The organism is Micromonospora sp. LOL_023, from assembly GCF_048060115.1.
In the GTDB taxonomy this organism is placed as follows: Bacteria; Actinomycetota; Actinomycetes; order Mycobacteriales; family Micromonosporaceae; genus Micromonospora_E.
The window spans coordinates 36,166-57,745 of record NZ_JBHMIM010000049.1 but is presented as its reverse complement, the minus strand read 5'-3'; the positions used below and the strand labels follow the sequence as shown (position 1 = coordinate 57,745).

The following is a 21,580-nucleotide window of genomic DNA, read 5'->3' as shown; positions in this document are numbered from 1 at the left end:
GCCTTCGCCGTCTACCGCATCTAACAAACCGTGATCAAATCAGGCATAGAGGAACAACGCCGGGGCCGTGCTGCTTCTGCTGGGCGATCAGCACCCCGTCGGTCATGTCCAAGCCGTCGAATGCCGTGTCCGGCAGCAGCTTCTTCGCGTCGTCCGGGAAGTGACCGTGCCCGGTGCCCACGTCGAGCCACTGTTTCGGCGTTCCTTCGGCCGCGACCATCCGGGTCCGCCCGTCGTTCACGAACCGTTTCGTGTCGAAGATCGTGTTCATGTTCTCCTCACCGAGACCGTCGTAGAAGTCCCGGTAGTAGAACTCCAGACCGGCGTCGTTCAGCCGCGGGTTCTGGAAAGTGTGCCCGCAGTCCTGACAGGAATCCAGGACGAAGACACCGGGCATGTGCTGCATCACGTCCGTGGTGCGCAACAGCAGCTTCAGCCGTTTCGAGTCACACCACGGACACGTCTCACGTAAGTAGTCCCAAGTCCCGTGGGTGACTGTGTGTAAGTCGGACAGTTGGTCCGGGGTCGGGCGGTCGTGATGGTGTTGGTTGGCGGCTGTGACGGTCTCGGTGGGTGCCACGGCGGATGCTGACGGCGGGTTGCGGGATGTGTTGGCTCGGGTGGTGGAGGCCAACGAGCGGTGGGAACGGTTGGCCGGGCAGCTGCGGGCCGAGAATGCTGAGTTGCGGGCCGAGAATGAGCGGTTACGGGCCGAGAATGAGCGGCTGTCGGCGGAGTTGGCGGTGTTGCAGCGGCTGGTGTTCGGGCGTTCCTCCGAGCGGGTCCGGCCGACGGCCGGTGATGGTGATGGCCGGGGTGGGCATGGTGGTGAGCCTGGCGGGTATCAGCGGGAGAGGGTGTCGCCGCGGGGGCCGGGTGGCCGGGCCGGTCGCAGGGATTACTCGCATCTGCCGCGGGTGGAGGTGGTGTGGGACTTCGCTGAGGGCGGGTACTGCTGCCCGAGCTGTTGGTCACCGTTCGAGGCGTTCGACGATCACGCCTTCGAGCAGGTCGACTGGCGGGTGACGGTGCGGGTGGTGGTGCACCGTCGGCGCCGGTATCGGCGGCGTTGCCGGTGTGCGGGGCCGGGGACGGTGACCGCACCCGGGCCGCCGAAAGCGATCGGGAAAGGCCGGTTCAGCAACAGGTTCATCGTCATGTTGCTGGTCGAACGGTATGTGGCCGGGCGCTCCCAGAACTCCCTGATCGCCGGGCTGGCCCGCCAGGGTGCTGACCTCAGCTCCTCGACGTTGGTCGGGACCTGCGCGGCCGCCGGGATGTTGCTGGCGCCGTTGCAGGAGCAGATCGTTGCCCGTAACCGTGATTCGTGGCATCTGCACGCCGATGAGACCTCGTGGCATGTGTTCACCCCGGATGACGGCGACGGCCCGGCCCGCTGGTGGCTGTGGGTGTTCATCGGCGCGGACACCACCTGTTTCGTGATGGACCCGACCCGCGCCGGCGCTGTTCCGGCCCGGCATGCCGGGATCGACACCACCACCGGACAGCTGACCCCGCACGCTGATGGTGGGCCGCGTCGGCTGGTCGTCTCCAGCGACTTCTACACCGTCTACGCCTCGGCCGGACGCAGGACCGAGGGCCTGACCAACCTGTACTGCTGGGCTCATGTCCGCCGGTACTTCGTGCGGGCGGGGGACGCGAACCCCACCCAACTCGGGTGTTGGACCCGGGACTGGCTGGACCGGATCAAGGCCCTGCACGTCGCCCACGACGAGCTGACCGACGCGTGGAACGCCTCCGTGACGGCCGCACCCGGACGGGCCGCGGTCCAGGCGGCGGCACGGCTGGCCGACGCGTACACCGCCTGGGACACCACCTTGGACACGATCGACACCGCCCGGCAGTCCCAGATGAGAAGCCCCGGACTGCGACAACCGGCGAAGAAGGCCCTGGCCACCCTGGACCGTGAGTGGGACGGCCTGACCGCGCACCGCGACCACCCCATGATCAGCCTGGACAACAACGCCTCGGAAAGGGCGCTACGCAGGCCGGTCGTGACCCGTAAGAACGCCTACGGCTCCCGCACCGACGACGCCGCCCGTCTCGCCGCGACCGTCTGGACCGTCACCGCGACCGCCGAACAGGCCGGCCTCAACGTCCTGACCTACCTCACCGCCTACCTCGACGCCTGCGGCCGCAACGGCGGAAAACCCCTGACCGGCCCCGACCTGCAACGATTCCTGCCCTGGACCGCGTCCCCCGACGACCTGCACACCTGGGCACAACCACCCGAGACCGGCTGACGACCACACCGGCCAACACCACGGCGCCGCCGCAACCGGCCACGCCGACCGTCGGCATGCCCACAACCCCCATCACCCACAGTCACCCACGGGAATTGGGACTACTTACGACGGAACAGCCCCCTCCTCCCAGGGCTATTGCGTAGTCGGGTTACTGCTGGTCACGGCGTCGATGAGCTCTGTGGAACGTCGGTTCGCGCGTCGGGTGGCGCGGGCGATGTTGGGTTCGCCGTTGCCGCGGTGGTAGCCGACCGCGGTGTTACGGAATGTCGCGAATACGGCGGGGCCGTTGCCGGTCCGAGCGTGATGCGCGTCCTCACGTAACGTGACGTCGCGGACGTAGTGCAGGCGGTTCTCGATGTGCCACTGGGCTCGTGCCCAGGTGCCGAGGTCGGCGGGTTGGGCCTGTCCGGCGGGCAGGGACACGGTCAGGTACGCCGTTTCGCGGCTGGTCCTGCCCTTGACCGTGCGGGTACGGGTGATCCGGACGGCCTGCTGGGCGTGGGGGAAGCCGAGCCCGCCGGGGGTCGTCACGGTGACGGCCTTGACGGTGCGGGTCTCCGTGCGGCCGTGTCCGGTGTCGCGGGTCCGCGCTCCGACCGGGACCTGCGCCCAGGGCAGCGTCTTGAGCTGGGCGAACGTGGTCGGCTGGTTGGCTTTTACCGTGACCATCAGATGGCCGCCGGCGGCGGACAGGTACTCGGCGTGTCCGGTCTGGGCGTGCAGGGCGTCCGCGACGACCAGGACGTCGGTCAGCGAACCCAGCTGGGCGGCGACCAGGCGTAGCAGGGGCGTGAACGCCGGAATCTCGTTCGACTTCGCGGCGATCTGGACCTGGGCGAGCACGATGCCGGTGCTGGTGTCGTAGGCCGACAGCAGATGGACCTGACGTCCGTCGGCGAGTCGGGCGCCGCGTACGACCTTGCCGTCGACGGCGATGACGAGGCGCCACCGCCGTCCGGTCCCGGTGAGGGGTGTTGTGCGTGCCTGTAGCCAGCCTGCCAGTACCGCCGACAGCGCTTGCGCGTCGACGCGGATCAGCAGCCGCCACAGCGTGGTCGCGGCGGGGACCCTGTCGGTGAACCCGAGCCTCGCCCACGAGGCGCGGTCGAGGTCGGGTACCCAGTCGGCGATCGCGGCGAACGTGCACGCCCCGGCCAGCACCGCGCACACCGCGACCGCGAGCACGCTGACCAGGGGGTAGCGGCGGCCACGTGGATCACGCGGATCTCTCCAAACTCCCAGCTCAGCAAGCCCTCAGCCGACTACGCAACGGCCCTGGCCGACGGCACCTACCGCAGCAACCCCGAGGTGATCATCCCGTACCGCAAACCCACCGACGGCAGCGAACTGCCCGACTGGAAGACCACCCTGAACAAGCATCACCGCACCGTCCGGGCCAGGTCGAACACGCCCTGGCCCGCATGAAAGCCTTCAAGATCCTGCGCGACTACCGCCGCGCCGCCCACACATTGACCGACACCGCTTCCGGCATGCCCACCTCCACAACATCATCCTCGGGGGCGACACCAGAACCGTTGACCGGCAACGCCATCATCGAATTGCGCAACAACCTTTAGGCTGATCGGTATGGATGAACCCCACGACTCCCGCCGCGCGACGAACGGGATCACTATCCCGCAGTCGTTCCTGAACATGCCCCGTTGGTGGCAAGAGGGTGCCGAGTGGTTGGCCGAGCTGCCTCGGGCGATCCGGCTCCAGTGCGAGAAGTGGGATCTACGCATCGTGGGCGAGCTCTCACACGGATCCCACGCCGTCGTCGTTCCCGTGACTCGCGACGGTGAGGAGTACGCCCTCCGCATCGCCCCCCCTGACACCGACGTCGCAGACCAGGTTCGCGCTCTGCGGTTCTGGGACGGACGCGGCACCGTGCTGCTCATCGAAGCCGATGTCGACCACGGAGCGATGCTGCTTGAGCGACTCGCCATGCACCTGTCCCTGAGCGACCGGCCGGTGGACAAGGCTGTCGCTATTCTGGGCCGGATGATTCGCCGGCTCGCCGTTGCTGCACCACCCGACGTGCAATCGACGGCGACCCTCGCCCGGACAATCGCCGATGATCTCGAGGCAACCTGGCACAGACTGCATGAGCCCTTCGACAAGGCCTTCCTGGCCGAAGCGCTCGATGTCGCTCCCGGCTTGTCCGGCACCAGCTCGGTTCTCGCCGTCAACGGCGACCTGCACTCCGGTCAGGTGCTCAAAGGCTCCCGGGAACCCTGGCTCACCGTCGACCCGCTCCTATTGCGAGGCGACATCGAGTACGACCTCGCCCGGGTGCTGTGGACCCGCCTCGACGACATGGCCGACGCCGCGGAGGTCGTCGCACACTTCGAGACGGCCGTTGCAGAAGGCGGACTGGACTACGCCCGTGCCCGCGACTGGGTCGTGTTCCGGTCGGTCGAGTACTGGCTCTGGGGCCTCAACGCCGGGCTGACCGAAGACCCGCAGCGATGCCGACGACTCGTGTCCGTCTTCATGACATAGATCGTTGGTGTGATCGCCGTGACCACCCATGCCGCCCGGCACGACATCGCCCCGCCTGCGCCGGACCCAGACGGTGACGGAAACGACGGCACACCGTCGTGTTGCGGCGATACCTCGGCGAAGCAGCGACGGCAGGGCTTTCCGGCGGGCGGGCCGATCGACGCCGTGCTGCTCGACCGGGACGGCACGCTGATCGTCGATGTGCCATATAACGGCGTGTACCTGCCGAAAATGTCATCCGGGCAGTTCAGGCGGCATGTTCGTACTCGTGGAGGATGCCGCCGAGGCGGTCCCGCCGGTGGATGGTCAGGTGGGTGAGTCGGTCTGGGTCGGTGATCGGGTCGGGTAGCGGGGCGAGTGGCCGGGCGTTGGCGAGGCCCTGATGAGGGCGGTGTTCGTTGTAGAAGCTCTCGTACTCGCGCAGCGCGTGCAGTAGGTGTCGCTGGTTGAGGATCAGGGTCCGGTCGAGGAGTTCACGTCGGCAGGTCCGCACCCAGCGTTCCATGATTGCGTTCATTCGGGGCATGCGGACACCGCTGAGTATCGCGACGATCCCAGCGTCGGCAAGGACGGTGTCGAACAGTGCCGGGTACCTGCCGTCCCGGTCGCGGATCACGTATTTCACCCGGCAGCCGGTGTCTTCGAGATCCATCGCCAGGTTGCGGGCGGCCTGGGCCACCCAGCCAGCGGTCGGGTGCGCGGTGGCGCCGAGGATCCGGATCCGGCGGCTGGCGTGTTCGATGATCGCCAGGACGTAGAGCCGGGTGCCGGTCAGTGTGGTCGTTTCGAAGAAGTCGGCGGCGATGACGGCGTGGGCCTGGGACCGCAGGAACGCAGCCCAAGTGCTGCTGGTGCGCTGGGGCGTCGGTTCGATTCCGGCGTTTTCAAGGATCTCCCAGACGGTGGACGCGGCGACCTTGACGCCCAGGATCAGCAGTTCGCCGTGGATGCGGCGGTATCCCCAGGTGCTGTTCTCGCTGGCCAGGCGTAGCACCAACGTGCGGATCGACCGGATCGTTCGTGGCCGCCCAACCCGGCGGGGCCGGGAGATCCGGGCGTGCCGGCGGGCGATCAGGTCCCGGTGCCAGCGCAGCACCGACTCCGGGCGGACCAGCAGCCGCAGACGGTTCAGTACGGTTCGTGGTATCGGGTGCAGCAGGGCGGCCAGCCAGGCCCGGTCCGCTCGCGCGGACTGGACCCGTTCGCCGTGCAGATGTCGTTCGAGGACCAGGATCTGGTGTCGGAGCGCGAGGATTTCGGCGTCCTTGTCGCGGTCGCTCATCGGCAGCAGCCGCAGCAGAGCGAGGGCGTTGGTCACGCCGAGGTAGGCCAGTCGAAACAGCACACCCGCGATCGGCGCGGCCAGCACCGGTGCGGCCCCCCATCGTCGCGCAGTGCTCGACGGAGAGCACCGTCGCGATCCAGCCGAGAGTCGGCACCAGCCTCCTTGTCTCGGTGATCAAGACGGCTGTGGCCAGCATGGATGAGGTTTCGACACCCACAGTGCTAGACCGGGCATCCATGCCAAGCAATGAAAAGAGGGCTCCCACAAGTCGCTGGCCTGCGCAAACCCTCTCGCTGTCGGGACGGCCGGATTCGAACCGACGACCCCTTGACCCCCAGTAGTCCGGTGGCCCAGCGGCATGCTCACGCACGTTTGTCCAGGTCGCCTGAAGCATAAACCGGTCGAGTAAAGTAGTCCTCGCCGTCCACCTGCGGCTGAGTCCGGTGACGGCGGAACGCCGTCCGGCTCTTGCCGCCCTGGTCCAGGCGCAGCGGCGGCTAAGTGGTCGGCGCCGTAAGTCCTTCGGGGGTTGACGGGTGACTGGGGTCAGGGTTCGGGTGTGATGGGGCTGATGTGGATGTCGCAGACGAAGTCGAAGGCGTCCTCGACACTGCCGCTGAACCAGATCTGGTCCTCGTAGCTGTTGCTGCCGGCCACATAGATCGCGGTGCCCCAGCGGTGCGCGGACCCGCCGTAGCGGTACCGCATCAGCGGCAGCCGTTCGCCGTCGGCCAGTTCGCCGGTGACGTACGCGAACCGCCCGCGACAGCGCACATCCACCGCGGCCAGCTGGGGCCATCTCGCCCTGGCGTGTTCGCGCAGCCGCTGCGCCAGGGAATGCTTGGTGGACTCGGGAATCGCCGGCATGGGTCACATCCTGCCCCCGGCGTGTCGACGCCCGACGGCGGCATCGGCAGGGCAACCTGCGAGCCCCACCCCGGATCATTGTCGTGAAGGCTCGCCCGTGCCCGTCCCCCGAGCACGCCAGATCACCTTGCCCGCCGCCGACCGGCACCGGCTCAAGGCCCTGGCCCACTCCCACACCGCCGCCTACCAGCAGGTCATCCGCGCCCGGATCATCCGCGACGCCGCCCACGGCTACTCCAACCAGAAGATCGCCGCCCGGCAGCGCGTGCACATCGACACCGTGCGCCGCTGGCGTGGACGCTACGCCGAGCAGGGACTGCCCGGTCTGGCCGACCGTAAGCGTTCCGGGCGGCCAGTCCGGTTCACGCCCGTGCAGGTCGCCGAGGTCAAAGCCCTGGCCTGCCAGCTACCGGCCGAGGCCGAGGCGCCACTGTCGCGGTGGAGCTGCCCCGACCTGGCCCGCGAGGTCATCGCCCGGGGCATCGTCGCGGCGATCTCGCCCTCCACGATCCGCCGAATCCTGGCCACCGACACCCTCAAACCCTGGCGACACCAGTCCTGGATCTTCATCCGCGACCCCGACTTCGCGGTCAAAGCCACCCGCGTACTCGACCTCTACGCCCGCTCCCACCAAGGCGTCCCGCTCGGCGACGACGAGTACGTCATCTGCGCCGACGAGAAGACCAGCATCCAGGCCCGCTGCCGCTGCCACCCCACCCTGCCACCAGGCGCGGCCCGCGCCATGCGGGTCAACCACGAATACGACCGCGGCGGCGCACTCGCCTACCTCGCCGCCTACGACGTGCACCGCGCCCACGTCATCGGACTCTGCCAGGACACCACCGGCATCGACCCGTTCACCGAACTGGTCGACGAGGTCATGACCCGCGAGCCGTACGCCTCCGCCCGGCGGGTGTTCTGGATCGTCGACAACGGCTCCTCCCACCGAGGCCACGCCGCGATCAACCGGCTGGCCAAGCGCTACCCCAACGCCGTCATGATCCACACCCCGGTCCACGCCTCCTGGCTCAATCAAGTGGAGATCTACTTCTCCATCGTGCAACGCAAAGTCGTCACCCCCAACGACTTCACCAACCTCGACCAGGTACAGGACCGCCTCACCGCCTTCGAGCAGCGCTACAACGCAACCACCCGGCCCTTCAGATGGAAGTTCACCCCAACCGATCTCGCCGATCTACTCGCCCGGATCGAGCGACACGAACCGAAAGAGCAGAACCCCCAACAGCCCTCCAGCCGCGAACGCCAACCCGCCGCACACGCCCTGGCCGCGTAACCCCCGAAGGACTTACGACCTCGACCACTAAGCCCCGACGAGTAACGCAATGTCCGCGATCGTGCAAGTCACCCAGCGCGCCAACCCGAGCAACAGGTCGAACATGCCGGGCGGGTTGCGGCCGGTGAACAGAAGCACGGGCCCGACGATCAGCACACGACGACCGCGACCAGCCTGCCGGACACGTACACGACGGTGCCGCCGTCGCTGCGGACACGCCAGCCGCCGGTCAGCGCCGCGACAATCATCACGTGCGGGATGGCCGGGAGCCAGGCCACCAGCGGGCGCCAGCGCTTGACCGGAAGCGGCGGGTCCGCGTCCAGGCCGGCCAGTTAACTTATCGCCCACGCCGTGAGCTGGGAGTTCCCGGCTCGCGCTGACGAGATCTGGTATGGCCGTGCGGTTGCTGTAGCCCTCGCGAAGAGTGCACCGACCACGTGTTGATCTACAACGAGCGACACGCGCTGACCGTTGTCGACGGGTACCCATGACACGCCCACACGAGGCCGATGACGACTCAACGGGGTGATCAACGAGCACCACCGGGAAGCCTGAACTGAACTTCAAAACGCCAGGTCACCGCCCTTGAGGGAGTTTGGAATGGTATAGGCCGGCCGGCTGAAATTCGACCATTCCGATCATGGGAATCGATACATATTCTTGACGCAGACTTCGCGTCCGGGAGGACCTCCGTGGCCGACGACCCGATCGATACCTATCCCCTCTCCCCCATGCAGCTGGGCATCGTCGCGGACAGCCCGCTCGCGGATGGGCCGAGCCTCGACGCAGTACAGGTGGAGAGCGTCCTGGAATCTGGTTTGGACGCCGGTATCTTCGCGGCAGCATGGCAGCGGGCGGCGGACCGGTACGACGCCCTGCGGACCGCGTTCCGGATCGGTGGGGACGGCGAGGTACGTCAGGAGCTGTATCCGCCGATGCCGTTCCCGATCACGGTGGTGACCGGGGACTGGGAGTCGTTCCTGCGTGCGGATCGGGCGCACGGGTTCCGGGTGGATCGCCTGCCGCTGGTACGCGGTGCCGTCCGGCGGGAGGCGGGTGCGGTGCGGTTCCTGCTGACGTTCCACCACTCGGTGCTGGACGGGCGGTCGCTGCTGCTGCTCCTGCGGGAGGTCTTCGCCACGTACGACGCGCTGCGGACCGGCATGGTCCCCGACCTTCCGCCGGCCATGCCCTATCGCGCGTTCATCGACTGGCTGTCCACGCGGGATGGTGCAGCCGGCCGCGCCTTTTGGCGCGCGACCCTGGCCGATCTTCCGGGCCCGACGCTGATTGCCGGGGATCGGGGCGAGGCCTCCGGCGTCCGGCACGCCGAGCACGACCTGCAACTGACGGAAGAGCTGTCCGAAGGGCTGCGCGAGGTGGCGCGCGAGTGCGGCTGCACGCCCAACACAGTGATGCAGGCGGCCTGGGCCGTGCTGCTCGGCCGCTGTCTCGGCCGGGAGGACGTCGTCTTCGGAGCGGTACGGTCGGTGCGGCGCGACACCGTGCCCGGATCGGACACGATGATCGGCCTCATGCTCAACACCCTGCCGGTACGGGCCCGGGTCGGCGCCTCGTCGACCGTCCGGGAGCTGCTCGTCGCGCTGCGCGGCCAGGCTGTACGGGTCCGCGACCATCAACACGCGTCCCTGATGGAGATCCAGCGGGACGCTGCCGCGGCCGGCGAGCGCCTGTTCGACACGCTCGTGGTCTACGAGAACTTCCTGCTCGACGCGGTCCTACGAGCGCAGGGAGGTGCCTGGACGGACCGGCGTTTCCGGCTGCTGCGCCAGCCGAACTACCCGCTGGTCCTGCAGGTCTTCGCGGAACGCGCGGTCCTGCTGAAGCTGCTGCACGACGAGTCCCGGTTCCCGGTCGGGGCGGTCGCCGGCTACGCGGAGCATCTGCACGAGATCCTGACCGCGATCGCGGCCGACCCGGACCGGCCGATCGCTGACCTCGCGGCGCTGCCGGCTGGGCAGGTGGCGCGCGCGGTGATCAGACCCGTCGCCGGGCGTGGGCATCCGGACGTGAGCACGGTCGTCGCAAAGCGCGCGACCGCCACACCGAACGCGATCGCGGTGGGCGCGGGCACGCGCGAGGTCAGCTGGAGTGAGCTGGACCGCTGGGCGTGGCGGGTGGCCGGCGCGCTCGGCGCGGCCGGCTGTGTGACGGGAACCGTCGTGGCGCTGCACGCCGAGGCGGCACCGGGCACGGTCGCCGGGTTGCTCGGGATCCTGCGGACCGGTGCGGCCTGCCTGCTGCTCGACCCGGAGACGCCGCGGGAGCGACGAGCCGCGCTGGCCGATCGGGCCGGTGCCACGGTGCTGCTGGCCGGCTCGGACGCCACCGCAGCGTGGCCGGCTCGCCTGGCCTTGGTGGACGTCGATGATGCGCCGGACGTGCCGGTGCTACCGAGCGTGGTCAGGGCGACCGCCGCAGCCGTGCTGCTGGACGCGGCGGGTGGCGGTTCCCCACCCATGCCGGTCGTACTCCCCCGGTCCGTCCTCGCGGACCTCGCCGGGCGCGCCGCCACGCTGCCCGGGCTCACCCCGGCCGATGTCGTGGCGTGGCGCGCGGCCGGACCGGCGGCCTGGGTGCTGGAGGTGTGTGCCGCGCTGCTCTCCGGCGCGGTCCTGCACGCAGGGACCGCGAAGATGCGGGCCACGGTGGCCTTCGCCGGCGGCGCGGACGTCGCGGAGCTGGGAGTCTGGGCTGCGGCACACGGTTCGCGGCTGCGAGCCGCCGTGGTCGCCGGACGTGACGGGGTCCGGCTCCCGTTCCCCGTGCACTGCCTCGCCGGCCCGGTCGAGGCGGGTTACTCGCTGAACGGCACGACGCCTACTCACACCTCGGAGACCGCCGTCGGCAGCGCCGGGGCATATACTGTCGACGATCTGGGACGGCTTACGCCCGCCGGGCATACCGGACGGCTGTGCCTGACCGGCGCGGGACTGGCGATCGGCTACGCGGGAGATCCGGCGCGTACCGCCGACCGGTTCCGCCCGGATTCGTTCGGGGACCGGCGCGGCGCGCGGGTGTTCCTCGGTGACGAGGTCGCCCGGGTCACGCCGGACGGTGACTTGGAACTGGCAGCGTCACCGGCCGACGCCATGAGGGCCGAGCCGGACGTGGCGGACGCGGCCGTCACCATGGTCGACGACCGCCAAGTGGCGGTGGTCGTGCCCGCACCGGGTGCCACGATCGTGCCCGCAGTCCTGCTGCGCCGCACCCGCGCGACATCCACCTGCCGGCAGTCCCTCGGCGGCGTGGTGGTCGTGCCTCGGCTACCGCGCACCGGTGCCGGTGGCGTCGACCCGGACGCGCTGGCCGGACTGGCCACGGCCGCGCCGCCGGTCGACGAGGACCCGGACGACCAAGGGGTGCGAGGCCGGATCGCCGCGATCTGGGCCGGCGTGCTTGGCTGCGGGCCGGACGAGGAGCGCGAACTGGCGACCGGCGACCGAGACTTCTTCGAGCTTGGCGGGCATTCACTGTTCGCTGTGTCGGCCGCGCTACGGATCAGCGAGGCATTCGGCGTGGAGGTCCCGGCCCGCTGGATCTTCGACGCCCCCACGGTGCCAGAGTTCGCCGCTCGGCTCACGTGACGTCCAGTAGCGCCTTGTCACAATCCGAAAGGCGAAGTCAGAATCCTCGTTTCCCGCTTCCCTGGTGGGCACGTTCCGAGCGCTCCCGCGGCTCTCGCCGCGAGTAGCGGCGAGAGCGGGCGCCCCCGGTCCGAGCACGCACCCGGACGCACTCCTTCAGCGCCTTGGACCTCACCCGCTGCGCGATGCCGTGCGGGTGCAGCAACGCAACGTCGGTCGATCGATGCGAGCATGTCGAGACCGGCGACCGCCCTGCTGTGGCCCGTCTCCCCCGGCCACACCCGGATCAGCGGGGAGAGCCGGCGTACCTTATCGTCGTCGCCGATGTGGCCGAGCGCGGTCATCGCCAGCACGGTGACGGGTGGCGGACCGGGGCGGCCACAAGAGCGCCGGACCCGGCGCCCAATGAGACGCGGGCAGCGTCTCCGGGTCGGCTCAGAAACGGTCCGACAGGTTCACAGGCGTGCGATGGCGACCACGCGTAGCTCGCTCGTGTACCGGCGGCCCTGCGCGTCCGGCAGCCAGGCGTGCTCCGGGCCGGGAAGCATCTCACTGATCGTCACATCTTCGCCGTCGTCGGCCGCACGCCGCACGGCTCGACTGAGCAGGTCGATCAGCACCGGGGAGTCGAAGTCAGCGTAGAGCGGTTTGGCGTCGCGGGCGGTGCGGATGAAGATGTATCGGGGAAGATTCCGATCCTCTCGCCAGCGTCGCGCGGCGCGGAACCGCTCGTGTTCATCGGCGATCCATGCGAAGGCCGGGTCACGCGGGGCGAAACGCCACGTCTCGCGTTCGACGACGAGCCGGTCGACGGTCAGCCGGGGTGTATGCGGGGCCGGCGCGGACACGCCGAACGCGCGATGGGCCCGGACCATGACCAGCTCGCCGAAGAAGACCATGCTCTCGAACGTGATCCGGCCGTCCCTGCTGGAAATCATCAATTCATCGCCGGTCCGCGTGGCGACCAGCGAGCTCACCGGCACCGCAACCTCGGGTGCCACCCCGCAGCTGTCCTGGGCGTAGAGAATGCGCAGGTCGCGCGGGGCGGTCAGGCCACGCATCATGCGGGACGGCACCTCGCGGGAGAAGACCGCGACGATCTGGGGGTCCGGCAGATCGTGCTCGACCGCGTCGGCCAGTTCGTGTGGTGCGGGGTGCTGGCGGGCGAAAAAGGCGGAGGTTAGCGTGTTGAAGCCGGCGTGCAGTTCGCCGAGGACGAACCGGTGCTCGCCAGCCCGGATCGCGCTGATGCTCGGGCCGTCGATCATCACGTCGGGGCAGCAGTATCGGGTGATGCCGGGCGTGGTGACGGTGGTGGCGAAGACACGGTCCACGGCGTCGCGGAGGCTGGCGGACGCATAGTCGGGGCCGGGCGCGGTGGCGAGCACGGTGGCCCACCGCTGCCGGACCTCGGTGGCGAGGACGTCAAACGCGTCGCCGGCGTCCCGGAAGACCAGATCCTGGGCGTACAACCAGAGGTTCTCGAGCGGCACCTCGGGGCCGTGCCGGACAGCGAGCCGGTCGTACAGCGCGAGAAGCTCTCGGCGGTAGAGCGCCAACGCGCGTTCGGTGAACCAGCGGGCGGAGGTGAGCAGAAGTTCCAGTGGGGGTGCGAGGCTGGCCAGCAGCTCCGGGCCAAGCTCGGCGTCGAGGTCGCGGCGGCAGTCTTCGTAGACGAGCGTGCGACCGGCGTACAACCGGCCGTGGTTGCGGGTGGACGCCTCGCCGGTGACCTCAGTGAACCACTCCTCCAGCGCGGTGAGCGCGGTGCCGAGCCGATCCGGGTCGCCGGTGGCGGCGGCGACCGCCCGGTACCGCTCGGTCAGCGCTTCCACAATGGATTCGGCGCGCTGCCGCGACGGTCCGGCCGGCAGGGGACGCAACAGGTCCCGCAGCGCGCGGATCGGGTCGGGGTCGTCGGCGGCAATCTGCGGGCCCCAGACGATCCGGTGGGCGGCGGCCAGCCGGTGCAGCACCTCGACGACCTCCCCGGGAGTGTCGAAGCCGTTGCCGGCGAACGCGGAGGCGATCGCGTACGCCGGGGTAACGCCGTCGCAGCGGGCGAGGACCGCAGCCTCATCTGGCGGAAGCGTCAGCGGCGGGGCGAGCGGTCGGTGCAGCTGATCGCCGTCCAGGCGCAGGAACGGTGGGATCCGCGGTGCCAGCCACGGCCGCAGCTCCTCGTCCGCGGCGATCACAGCCGCGATCTCGTCCGCGCACCAGCCCTCGAGGTACGTCGTCCGGTCCGCGACCAGGCCCGCTCCCGGGCGTACCGTGATGGCCGGCCCGTCGTCGCGAATTGTGGCCCAGCCGACCGGTCCGAAGAAGCCGATCGTGTCGTTCTTCGCGCAGTATCGCTGCAGGTAGCGGGCGATCAGCGCCTCCTTCTGCCGGTATTTCGAAGAGCGGCGCCCCGGCGAGGCCAGCATCACGTCTACCCCGGTCCGCAGCGCGTGCCGGTTCTGCCAGGTGATCGCCTCCCGCAAAGCCGGCTCGGCCGCGAGCGCGCGCAGGTCCGCCGCGAGTTCCGCGCCGGCCCGCGCGAACTCCTCCTCGCCGATGTCCGCGAGCCCGGGGCGGCTCAGCCGGGCGAGCCAATCGACCGGCATGCCCGCACCGCGCAGCGCCACCCACCGCCAGATCGCCCATCGCTCGCCGAACGGCACGAGGTGCCGGGCGGCGGCGTGCTCAGCCGCGGCCGCCATCGTCACCCAGGGCCGCGCGGACATCCTGCGGCGACAGCTGCCTAATCTCTTCGAGCAATTCATCGTCCCCCTCGGTCAGCTGCCGCCAGACCATCTCGGCCAGGGTGTCGACGGTCGGCGCGTCGAAGAGGTCCCCGGGGGTCAGGCGTACGGCGAACTCGTCGTTGACGACCGCGACGACCCGGGTGGCCAGGAACGACGTGCCGCCGAGCTCGAAGAAGTCGTCGTGGTCGCCGACCCCGGCGATGCCCAGCAGTTCTGCGAAGACCCGACGCAGCCGGACCGTCACGTCGTCGGCGGACTCGGCCGGGAGGTCCGCCACGTCGGAACCGGCCGGGCGCGGCGTCCCGTCATGAACGCCGGGCGCGATCCAGTGCCGGTTCGACGCGAACGGGTACCCAGGCAGGGGCACCCGGCCGGCACTGGGGCCGTGGAAGGTCTTCCAGTCGATGGTGCCGCCGGCCAGCCAGAGCCGGCCGAGCGCGGTGACCAGTGCCTTCTCCTCGCCATCCGGATCGTTGCCGGGACCCGTGCGGCCAAGCGTGGGCAGGGCGGGGCGGCCGGCGACGAAGCCGGTCAGCGCCGTACCCGGCCCCACCTCGAGAAGGACGCCGTCCGGCAGCGTGCGAAGCCCTTGCCGGAACCGCACCGGATCGGCGGCCTGCCCTGCCCAGTAACCCGGGTCGGTGGCCTCCGCCGCGGTGATCCACCGGCCAGTCCGACACGATACGAACGGGATCTCCGGTGGGCGCGCCTCCACCCCGGCCACCGCCTCGGCCAGCTCGGCCAGTACAGGCGCGACCATCGGCGTGTGGAACGCGTGCGAGACCGCGAGCCACCTGGTCGCGACAGCGGCGCGGGACAGCCGTTCCGCGAACGCATCGACCGGGCCGGGCTCGCCCGCCACGACGCAACTGCCCGTCGCGTTGTCCGCCGCCAGCCAGACGCCGTCGGGCAGCGTCGGCAGCTCTTCCGCGGCAATGGCGACGGCGAGCATCGCCCCGGGCCGCAGGCCCGCCATCAGGCGCCCGCGCGTCACCACCAGCGCTACCGCGTCAGGCAGCGAGAACGTCCCGGCCAGCGTGGCAGCCACGTACTCGCCGACGCTGTGCCCGAGCATCGCGGCCGGCCTGATCCCCCACGATCCGAGCAGGCGCGCCAGTGCGTACTCCACCGCGAACAGCGCGGGTTGCACGATCTTGGTGTCCGTCAGGCGCGCTGCGGCCTCCGGCGCGTCATCGAACAAAAGCTCCGCCAACGGTACGCCGTGCGCGCGGGCCAACCCGGCGACCTCGTCCAGCGCGGCCCGAAAGACCGGTTCCGTCTGGTACAGCCCGTGTCCCATCCGCGGACGCTGCGCACCCTGCCCTGGGAACAGGAACATCACGGGTACGTCGTCGGCCGGCTCGTGCGCCTGCCGCACGCCGCTCCGGAGCGCTTCGGCGGCACCTGCCGGGTCCTCGGCCACCACCACAGCGCGGTACGCCTCCCGCGGCCGCCCGGCGTGCAACGTGAACGCCACGTCGGTCAGGTCGTCGCCGGGCGTCAACCGGTCTGCCAGGCCGGCGCGCATCCGGTCCAGCGCCTCCCCCGACCGGGCGGAGACTGCGACCGCGTGCCATCGGTGCCGCCGACCGGGCCCGGCCGCCGGCTCGGGTGCTTGCCGCAGGACCGCGTGCGCGTTCGTCCCACCCATACCGATCGAGCTGACCGCCGCGACCCGCGACCCGTCACCCGGCCACGGCTGCGCGACCCTGGGTAGGTAGAACGGGCTGTCCGCGAGGCACAGCTCTGGGTTGATCCTGCGGAGGTACGGGCTCGGTGGCAGCACGCCGGCGCGGAGCGCGAGCACTGTCTTGATCAGACCGGTGACACCGGCCGCCGCGTCCAGGTGACCGATCAGCGCCTTGACCGACCCGAGCGCGCAGAACCCGGTCCGGTCGGTCGCGGAACGGAACGCCCTGGTCAGCGCCGCGACCTCGATCGGGTCGCCGAGCGGAGTGGCTGTGCCATGCGCCTCGACGTACCCGATCCGTGTGACATCGACGCCGGCCAGCCGTTGCGCGGTCCGGATCATCTCGGCCTGCCCGTCTATCCGGGGCGCGGTGAAGCCAACCTTGTCGCCGCCGTCGTTGTTGACCGCAGTGGCCGCGATCACCGCGTGCACGGTGTCGCGGTCGCGGACCGCGTCAGCCAGCGGTTTGAGGACCACGGCGGCCGCGCCACTGCCAGGGACCATGCCGTCGGCCGTGGCGTCGAACGGCCGGCAGACCCCGCGCGGAGACAGTACCCCGCCGGGCTCGGGGTGGTACCCGCCCTGCGGCGGCTGGACGGAGACTCCACCGGCGATCGCGATCTCACACTCGCCGGCCAGCAGCGCCTGCCCGGCCAGGTGCACCGCGACCAGCGAGGTCGAGCAGGCCGTCTGCACAGCCACGCTGGGCCCGGTGAGGTTGAGGTGGTAGGAGACCCGGGACGCCAGCATGTCCTTGTCATTAGCGATGATCAGTTCGCCGTAGCCGGCGTTGGTGGTGCCGCCGAGCAGGTTGCGCAGCAGGTACGTGCTGATGCTGCCGCCCGCGTAGACGCCGACCCGGGCACGGCCGCCGTTGTAGTGGCCGGCGTGCTCCAGCGCATGCTGCGCGGTCTCCAGGAAGATCCGCTGCTGCGGGTCGAGCAGTGCAGCGTCACGCGGCGAGTATCCGAAATAGGCCGCGTCGAATCGGTCGATGTCGTCCAGCCGTCCCCAGGCCGCGACGTGGCCGGGCCCCTCCGGATCGGTACGGGTGATCCGTTCCCGTCCGGCCAGGACCGTCTCCCACAGACGCGCGCAGTCTGGTGCCCCGGGGAAGCGGCCGGCCATGCCGATCACCGCGATCTCCAGGCCGGTGAGCTCGTCCGGCGACGTCGTCATCGGCCCACTCCCGCCGCCGGGGCCGGCTCACGTTCGAGGTCGCGGACGTGACGGGAGAAGTACGTGGCGATCCCGGCCACGATCGGCAGCAACCCGACGGTCATCAGCAGGCCTGCGATGCCGCGCTCCTCGCCGAGTAGCGGCGTGAAAACCGCGTCGGCCAGGACTCCGGCGGTGAGCGCGGAGACCGGCACCGAGGCGAGCGCCACCACGCGGAGCGTCGCGAACGCGCGGCCGAGCATGTCGGCCGGCACCTTGGCCTGCCAGATCGTCGCGTTGCAGGCGTTGATCACCGGCAGGGCCAGGGCGTAGACGAGCACGCCGGCCACGACAACCGGAACTGCGGCGCGCACGCCGAGCATCGCGACGCCGATGCCGAAGACGATGCCGGCGCCGAGCACGCCGTGGATGCGGCGGCGCGGCCCGCCCCAGACGATCATGAGGATGGCGCCGGCGAGCCAGCCCAAGCCCTCGGCGGAGAGGATGAAACCGAGGTCGCTCTGCGTGCCGAACTCCAGGACCAGCGGGGGCAACAGCGCGAGCGTGAAGCCGGCAGCGATGTTGGCGATCGAGAAGAAGCCGAGCAGGATCAGCAGGCCGCGTTCGCGGGAGATGTAGGCCCAGCCGGCGGCGACGTCGCCGAGGATCCGGCGGACGCCGGTGGCCTGCCCGGTCGCGGCCGGCTGCGGGATCCGGATCACCGCCAGGACAACCACCATCGCGGCGAACGTGACCAGGTCGATGAGGACCACACCGAGGATTCCGACGACCGGGATCAGCACGGCGGCCAGCGCCGGGGCGAGCAGGCGGGAGGACGCGTTCGCCATCTGCACCATGCTGTTCGCGCGGGGCAGCAGACGCTCCGGGACCAGCTGCGGTACGGAGGAGGCGAACGCCGGGTACTGGATCGCGCCGCAGGTGGCGACCAGGAACGTGACCGCATAGACCAGCGGCACGCTCAGCGCGTCCGCCGCGACCAGCACGATCAGCACGGCCAGCACGGCAGCGCCGCCCGCGTTGGCAAGCAGGATCAGCCGGCGCCGACTGTACCGGTCGGCGAGCACGCCGCCTACCAGCGTGACCAACACCTGCGGGAGGTAGAGCACGGTCACGACGCCGGCGAACTGGGCGGCAGATCCGGTGGTCCGATAGACCCAGACGCCGAGCGCAAAGCCGGTCATCGCGGTGCCGGTCAGCGACACCAGTTCGGCCAGCCAGAGCGCCACGAACGTACCCAGCCTGCTCGGTGCCTGCGTCATGCCGGACTCACCTCGACGCTGCGGTCACGCCGTGGTCTGCGCTGAGCCGATGATTCGCTCCCGAGCTCGCTCATTCTTGCTGCCCCTTCGCCTGGCGGAGGCGGAGCGCGCCAGCACGGCGGCGCTCCGCGGGATCGTCGCCGGACGTCTCCGGTGGTGCGGTGGCGGCCAGGTGACCGGCGAGCGCGGCGATGGTCGGGTGGTCGAAGAGATCCAGCATGGACACCTCGGCGCCGAGCCGTTCGGCGAGCAAACCCCGGACGCGCAGCATCAGCCGGGAGTGGCCGCCGAGGTCGAAGAAGTTGTCCTGCGGACCGACGACAGGCACGTCCAGCACCTCGCGCCAGACCTCGGCGATCCGGCCGGCGAGCGGTCCGCCCGACTCCGCGACCGGCCTGGCCGTGGTCGTGGCGGCCTGGGTCGTTGCGGCCGTCGGGGCCGGTGTGGGCAGGCCCGGAAGGACCGCGTCCGGACTCGCCAGGGTGTCAAGGAGCCGCAGGTATCCGTTGGCAAGCCGGTCCGCGCCGGCCGGATCCAGCACCGTACCCCGGTAGAAGAAGTCGCAGACCGTGCCGTCCGGGGTCTCGCGGACGCCGAGCGTCAGGTCGTACTTGGCGGTGCCGGTGAAGATTTCCTCCACGGAGAGGCGGCAGTCACCGAGGGCCGGCAGCTCGGCCTGCGCCGGATGCAGCCAGAACACGGTCTGGAAGAGAGGGCTGCGTCCGGCGCCGCGGGCCGGGCCCATCTCCTGAATGATGTCCTCGAACGGGATCTGGCGACCGAATCCGTCCAGCACCGCGTCCCGTACCCCGGCGAGAACATCCGCGAAGGTCGGCGTGCCGGTCATCGTCACGCGCAACGGCAGCATGTTGACGAACAGTCCGACCGCGTGCGCGGTCTCCGGGCGCAGGCGGTCCGCCGCCGGTGACCCGATCACCACGTCGGTGCGGCCGGTGTGCGTGCGCAGCAGCACCGCGAACGCGGCGAGCATGGTCATGAACGATGTGCATCGATGCCGACGGCCGACGGCCCGGACCCGGTCGGCCAGGTCCGGGGTAAGGCGCACGCGGTGCAGCCCGTCCGGGGTGCCCGGGGGCGGGGAGCCGGGCAGGGTCAGAGGCGGTGGCACGTCGTGCAGGCGATCCCGCCAGTACGCGAGGTCGGCGCCGCCCGGAGGGGTGCGCTGGGCATCGATCAGGTCCGGGTACGCGGCGGGGTGCGGCGGCAGCTCCGGGGTGCGGTGCGCGGCGCGAGCCGCGTACGCCTCGGCGAGCTGGGCGAAGAACACCCGCGCCGACCCACCGTCAAAGACGAGGTGATGAACGACCAGGATCAGCTCGTGCCGGTCCGGCGCCGACCGCAGCAGCTCGGCCCGCAGCAGTGGGCCTCCGGCCAGGTCGAACGGCGCCCGGGCCAACTCCTCCGCACGCGCCGTCGCGGTGTCGAGCGGCAATGCGCCGAGGTCGGTGACCGGCAGCGTGAACGCGCCGGCCTGCCGGATCCGTTGCCGCAGCTCGGTGCCGGTGAGCGTGAACGAGGCCCGCAGCGCGTCGTGGTGGGCGACCAAGTCGCCGAGGGCGGAGCGCAGCGCGCCGGGGTCGAGCAGGCCGTCCAGCCGGACCCGGTACGGCACGTGGTAGGCCGGGCCCGGGGTGAGCTGCAGGGCGAACCACATCGATTCCTGAGCGGGCGACACCGAGATAACGCTTGCGTCGTCGACCTCGACTGCACCGTCGATCATTAAAATCCCCCGAATGCTTCGGCCGGCACGGAACCCGTTGTACGAAAAGTCGATGATCGAATGCTCGACGTCGGGAATTATGTCATGGATACCGAATTGAAGAAAGAAGCAGAACGCGGTCGCGAAATTTCAGAAATTGGCCATAGTAGATACATGTGCATCATGTCTGGCATCCGCCGACATCACCCACAGAGTAGCTACAAACCCATAAAAATCGGGCTATTCGGACAGCGTTGACGGGTACAGATCGGCCGGTTAGATTGCGTTGGTCACGAACGTCGACTAACGAGAGTGATCATTAATGACCACTTCCGAAGCAGAGGTCACCCCTTCCATCGAGGACTGCGTAACCGCCAACAGAAACGGCTGGAATCTGCGCGTAAAAGAGCATCTCGACACTGAATTCTATGGTGTCGATGCTTTCAAGAACGGTCGAAACACGGTGCAGAGAATCGAAATCGAGGAAGTCGGTGACGTCACCGGCAAATCACTTCTGCATCTACAGTGCCATTTCGGCCTGGACACAATGTCGTGGAGCCGGCTGGGCGCCCGTGCCACCGGCGTCGACCTGTCCGACGAGGCGATCGAGAACGCCCGCGCGATCGCGGCCGACCTCGGGTTGGACACCAGGTTCATCCGCAGCGACATCTTCGAGCTGCCGGAGACGCTGGACGAGAAGTTCGACATCGTCTTCACCAGCTACGGCGCGCTCGTGTTCATGCACGACCTGGACCGGTGGGCCGAGATCGCCGCCTCCTATCTGAAGCCCGGCGGCAAGGTGTGCATCGTGGAAATCCACCCGGTGCTACCACTCTTCACCGAGATCGACGGAGAGCTACGCCTCACCTACTCCCTGTTCCAGGACGGTCCGAACCGGATGGAGGTCGCGAAGACCTACGCCGATCTCAAGCCCGTCGAGCCACACACTGAGTATTTCTGGCGGTGGTCCGTCGGCAGCCTGTCGACCGCGCTCATCAACGCTGGCCTGCGCATCGACCGACTCCGCGAGCTGCCGTTCGACATCCGACAGCGGTTCCCGTCGATGGCACAGGGCAAGGACGGGTACTGGCGGCTCCCCGGCGACCCGCTGCCGCTGGTCGTCACACTCGTCGCCACGATGCCGGAGCAGTGAGGACGG

The 21,580-nt window shown here is 69.8% G+C and carries 14 protein-coding genes and 2 pseudogenes; 6 read left to right on the top strand and 10 right to left on the bottom strand.

Going from position 1 to position 21,580, the window contains the following annotated elements:
* Positions 1-34: 34 nt before the first annotated feature.
* Positions 35-406, bottom strand: a complete 372-nt coding sequence (locus ACFHVL_RS23660; RefSeq protein WP_416630624.1) for a hypothetical protein — start codon at positions 404-406, stop codon at positions 35-37.
* A gap of 151 nt (positions 407-557) precedes the next feature.
* Here ACFHVL_RS23660 and tnpC point away from each other — a divergent pair, with 151 nt between their 5' ends.
* Positions 558-2,264 (top strand): IS66 family transposase, encoded by a 1,707-nt coding sequence (gene tnpC, locus ACFHVL_RS23655; RefSeq protein ID WP_416630623.1) that lies wholly within the window; start codon positions 558-560, stop codon positions 2,262-2,264.
* Between the two features lie 135 nt (positions 2,265-2,399).
* Here the strand turns inward: tnpC and ACFHVL_RS23650 are convergent, their stop codons facing one another.
* Positions 2,400-3,509 carry an ISAs1 family transposase gene (locus ACFHVL_RS23650; RefSeq protein WP_416630627.1) on the bottom strand — a complete coding sequence of 370 codons (1,110 nt, stop codon included), beginning with the start codon at positions 3,507-3,509 and terminating at the stop codon, positions 2,400-2,402.
* A 33-nt stretch (positions 3,510-3,542) separates the two neighbouring features.
* On the opposite strand from ACFHVL_RS23650, the pseudogene ACFHVL_RS23645 reads away from it, so the two are divergent.
* A pseudogene (locus ACFHVL_RS23645) lies at positions 3,543-3,789 on the top strand (transposase family protein); the annotation flags it as partial.
* 65 nt (positions 3,790-3,854) lie between these two features.
* Complete coding sequence (locus ACFHVL_RS23640) at positions 3,855-4,769, top strand: aminoglycoside phosphotransferase family protein (RefSeq protein ID WP_416630622.1); 915 nt, start codon at positions 3,855-3,857, stop codon at positions 4,767-4,769.
* A gap of 247 nt (positions 4,770-5,016) precedes the next feature.
* Here the strand turns inward: ACFHVL_RS23640 and ACFHVL_RS23635 are convergent, their stop codons facing one another.
* Positions 5,017-6,138 (bottom strand): integrase core domain-containing protein, encoded by a 1,122-nt coding sequence (locus ACFHVL_RS23635; protein WP_416630621.1) that lies wholly within the window; start codon positions 6,136-6,138, stop codon positions 5,017-5,019.
* Positions 6,139-6,600: 462 nt separating this feature from the next.
* Positions 6,601-6,921, bottom strand: a complete 321-nt coding sequence (locus ACFHVL_RS23630) for a hypothetical protein (protein ID WP_416630620.1) — start codon at positions 6,919-6,921, stop codon at positions 6,601-6,603.
* Positions 6,922-7,018: 97 nt separating this feature from the next.
* Here ACFHVL_RS23630 and ACFHVL_RS23625 point away from each other — a divergent pair, with 97 nt between their 5' ends.
* Positions 7,019-8,215, top strand: a complete 1,197-nt coding sequence (locus ACFHVL_RS23625; RefSeq protein WP_416630619.1) for an IS630 family transposase — start codon at positions 7,019-7,021, stop codon at positions 8,213-8,215.
* A 149-nt stretch (positions 8,216-8,364) separates the two neighbouring features.
* On the opposite strand, the gene ACFHVL_RS23620 is transcribed toward ACFHVL_RS23625, so the two are convergent.
* Entirely contained in the window at positions 8,365-8,493 is a 129-nt protein-coding gene (locus tag ACFHVL_RS23620; protein ID WP_416630618.1) for a hypothetical protein, read from the bottom strand.
* Positions 8,494-8,907: 414 nt separating this feature from the next.
* Here ACFHVL_RS23620 and ACFHVL_RS23615 point away from each other — a divergent pair, with 414 nt between their 5' ends.
* Complete coding sequence (locus tag ACFHVL_RS23615; protein WP_416630617.1) at positions 8,908-11,823, top strand: condensation domain-containing protein; 2,916 nt, start codon at positions 8,908-8,910, stop codon at positions 11,821-11,823.
* 130 nt (positions 11,824-11,953) lie between these two features.
* Here ACFHVL_RS23615 and ACFHVL_RS23610 read toward each other — a convergent pair.
* From ACFHVL_RS23610 to ACFHVL_RS23590, 5 genes and pseudogenes are all read right to left on the bottom strand, one after another.
* Positions 11,954-12,167, bottom strand: a pseudogene (locus ACFHVL_RS23610) (hypothetical protein); the annotation flags it as partial.
* A gap of 111 nt (positions 12,168-12,278) precedes the next feature.
* The gene (locus ACFHVL_RS23605) at positions 12,279-14,528 is read right to left on the bottom strand and encodes a lantibiotic dehydratase (RefSeq protein ID WP_416630616.1); all 2,250 of its coding nucleotides are present in this window, start codon (positions 14,526-14,528) and stop codon (positions 12,279-12,281) included.
* Entirely contained in the window at positions 14,512-17,442 is a 2,931-nt protein-coding gene (locus ACFHVL_RS23600) for a type I polyketide synthase (RefSeq protein ID WP_416630615.1), read from the bottom strand. Before ACFHVL_RS23600 ends, ACFHVL_RS23605 begins: the two co-directional genes overlap by 17 nt.
* Positions 17,439-18,701: an MFS transporter gene (locus ACFHVL_RS23595; RefSeq protein ID WP_416630614.1), complete on the bottom strand. Its 1,263-nt coding sequence runs from the start codon at positions 18,699-18,701 to the stop codon at positions 17,439-17,441. Before ACFHVL_RS23595 ends, ACFHVL_RS23600 begins: the two co-directional genes overlap by 4 nt.
* A gap of 70 nt (positions 18,702-18,771) precedes the next feature.
* Positions 18,772-20,442, bottom strand: a complete 1,671-nt coding sequence (locus ACFHVL_RS23590) for a condensation domain-containing protein (RefSeq protein WP_416630613.1) — start codon at positions 20,440-20,442, stop codon at positions 18,772-18,774.
* Positions 20,443-20,884: 442 nt separating this feature from the next.
* Between ACFHVL_RS23590 and ACFHVL_RS23585 the strand changes: the two genes are divergently transcribed.
* Positions 20,885-21,574 (top strand): class I SAM-dependent methyltransferase, encoded by a 690-nt coding sequence (locus tag ACFHVL_RS23585; RefSeq protein ID WP_416630612.1) that lies wholly within the window; start codon positions 20,885-20,887, stop codon positions 21,572-21,574.
* Positions 21,575-21,580: the final 6 nt, after the last annotated feature.

Bases quoted from the DNA above. Each gene is read 5' to 3' on its own strand.
- ACFHVL_RS23630 (WP_416630620.1), bottom strand. From the start codon at position 6,921: ATGCCGGCGATTCCCGAGTCCACCAAGCATTCCCTGGCGCAGCGGCTG.
- ACFHVL_RS23605 (WP_416630616.1), bottom strand. From the start codon at position 14,528: ATGGCGGCCGCGGCTGAGCACGCCGCCGCCCGGCACCTCGTGCCGTTC.
- ACFHVL_RS23640 (WP_416630622.1), top strand. From the start codon at position 3,855: ATGGATGAACCCCACGACTCCCGCCGCGCGACGAACGGGATCACTATC.
- ACFHVL_RS23595 (WP_416630614.1), bottom strand. From the start codon at position 18,701: ATGACGCAGGCACCGAGCAGGCTGGGTACGTTCGTGGCGCTCTGGCTG.
- ACFHVL_RS23600 (WP_416630615.1), bottom strand. From the start codon at position 17,442: ATGACGACGTCGCCGGACGAGCTCACCGGCCTGGAGATCGCGGTGATC.
- ACFHVL_RS23590 (WP_416630613.1), bottom strand. From the start codon at position 20,442: ATGATCGACGGTGCAGTCGAGGTCGACGACGCAAGCGTTATCTCGGTG.
- ACFHVL_RS23660 (WP_416630624.1), bottom strand. From the start codon at position 406: ATGCAGCACATGCCCGGTGTCTTCGTCCTGGATTCCTGTCAGGACTGC.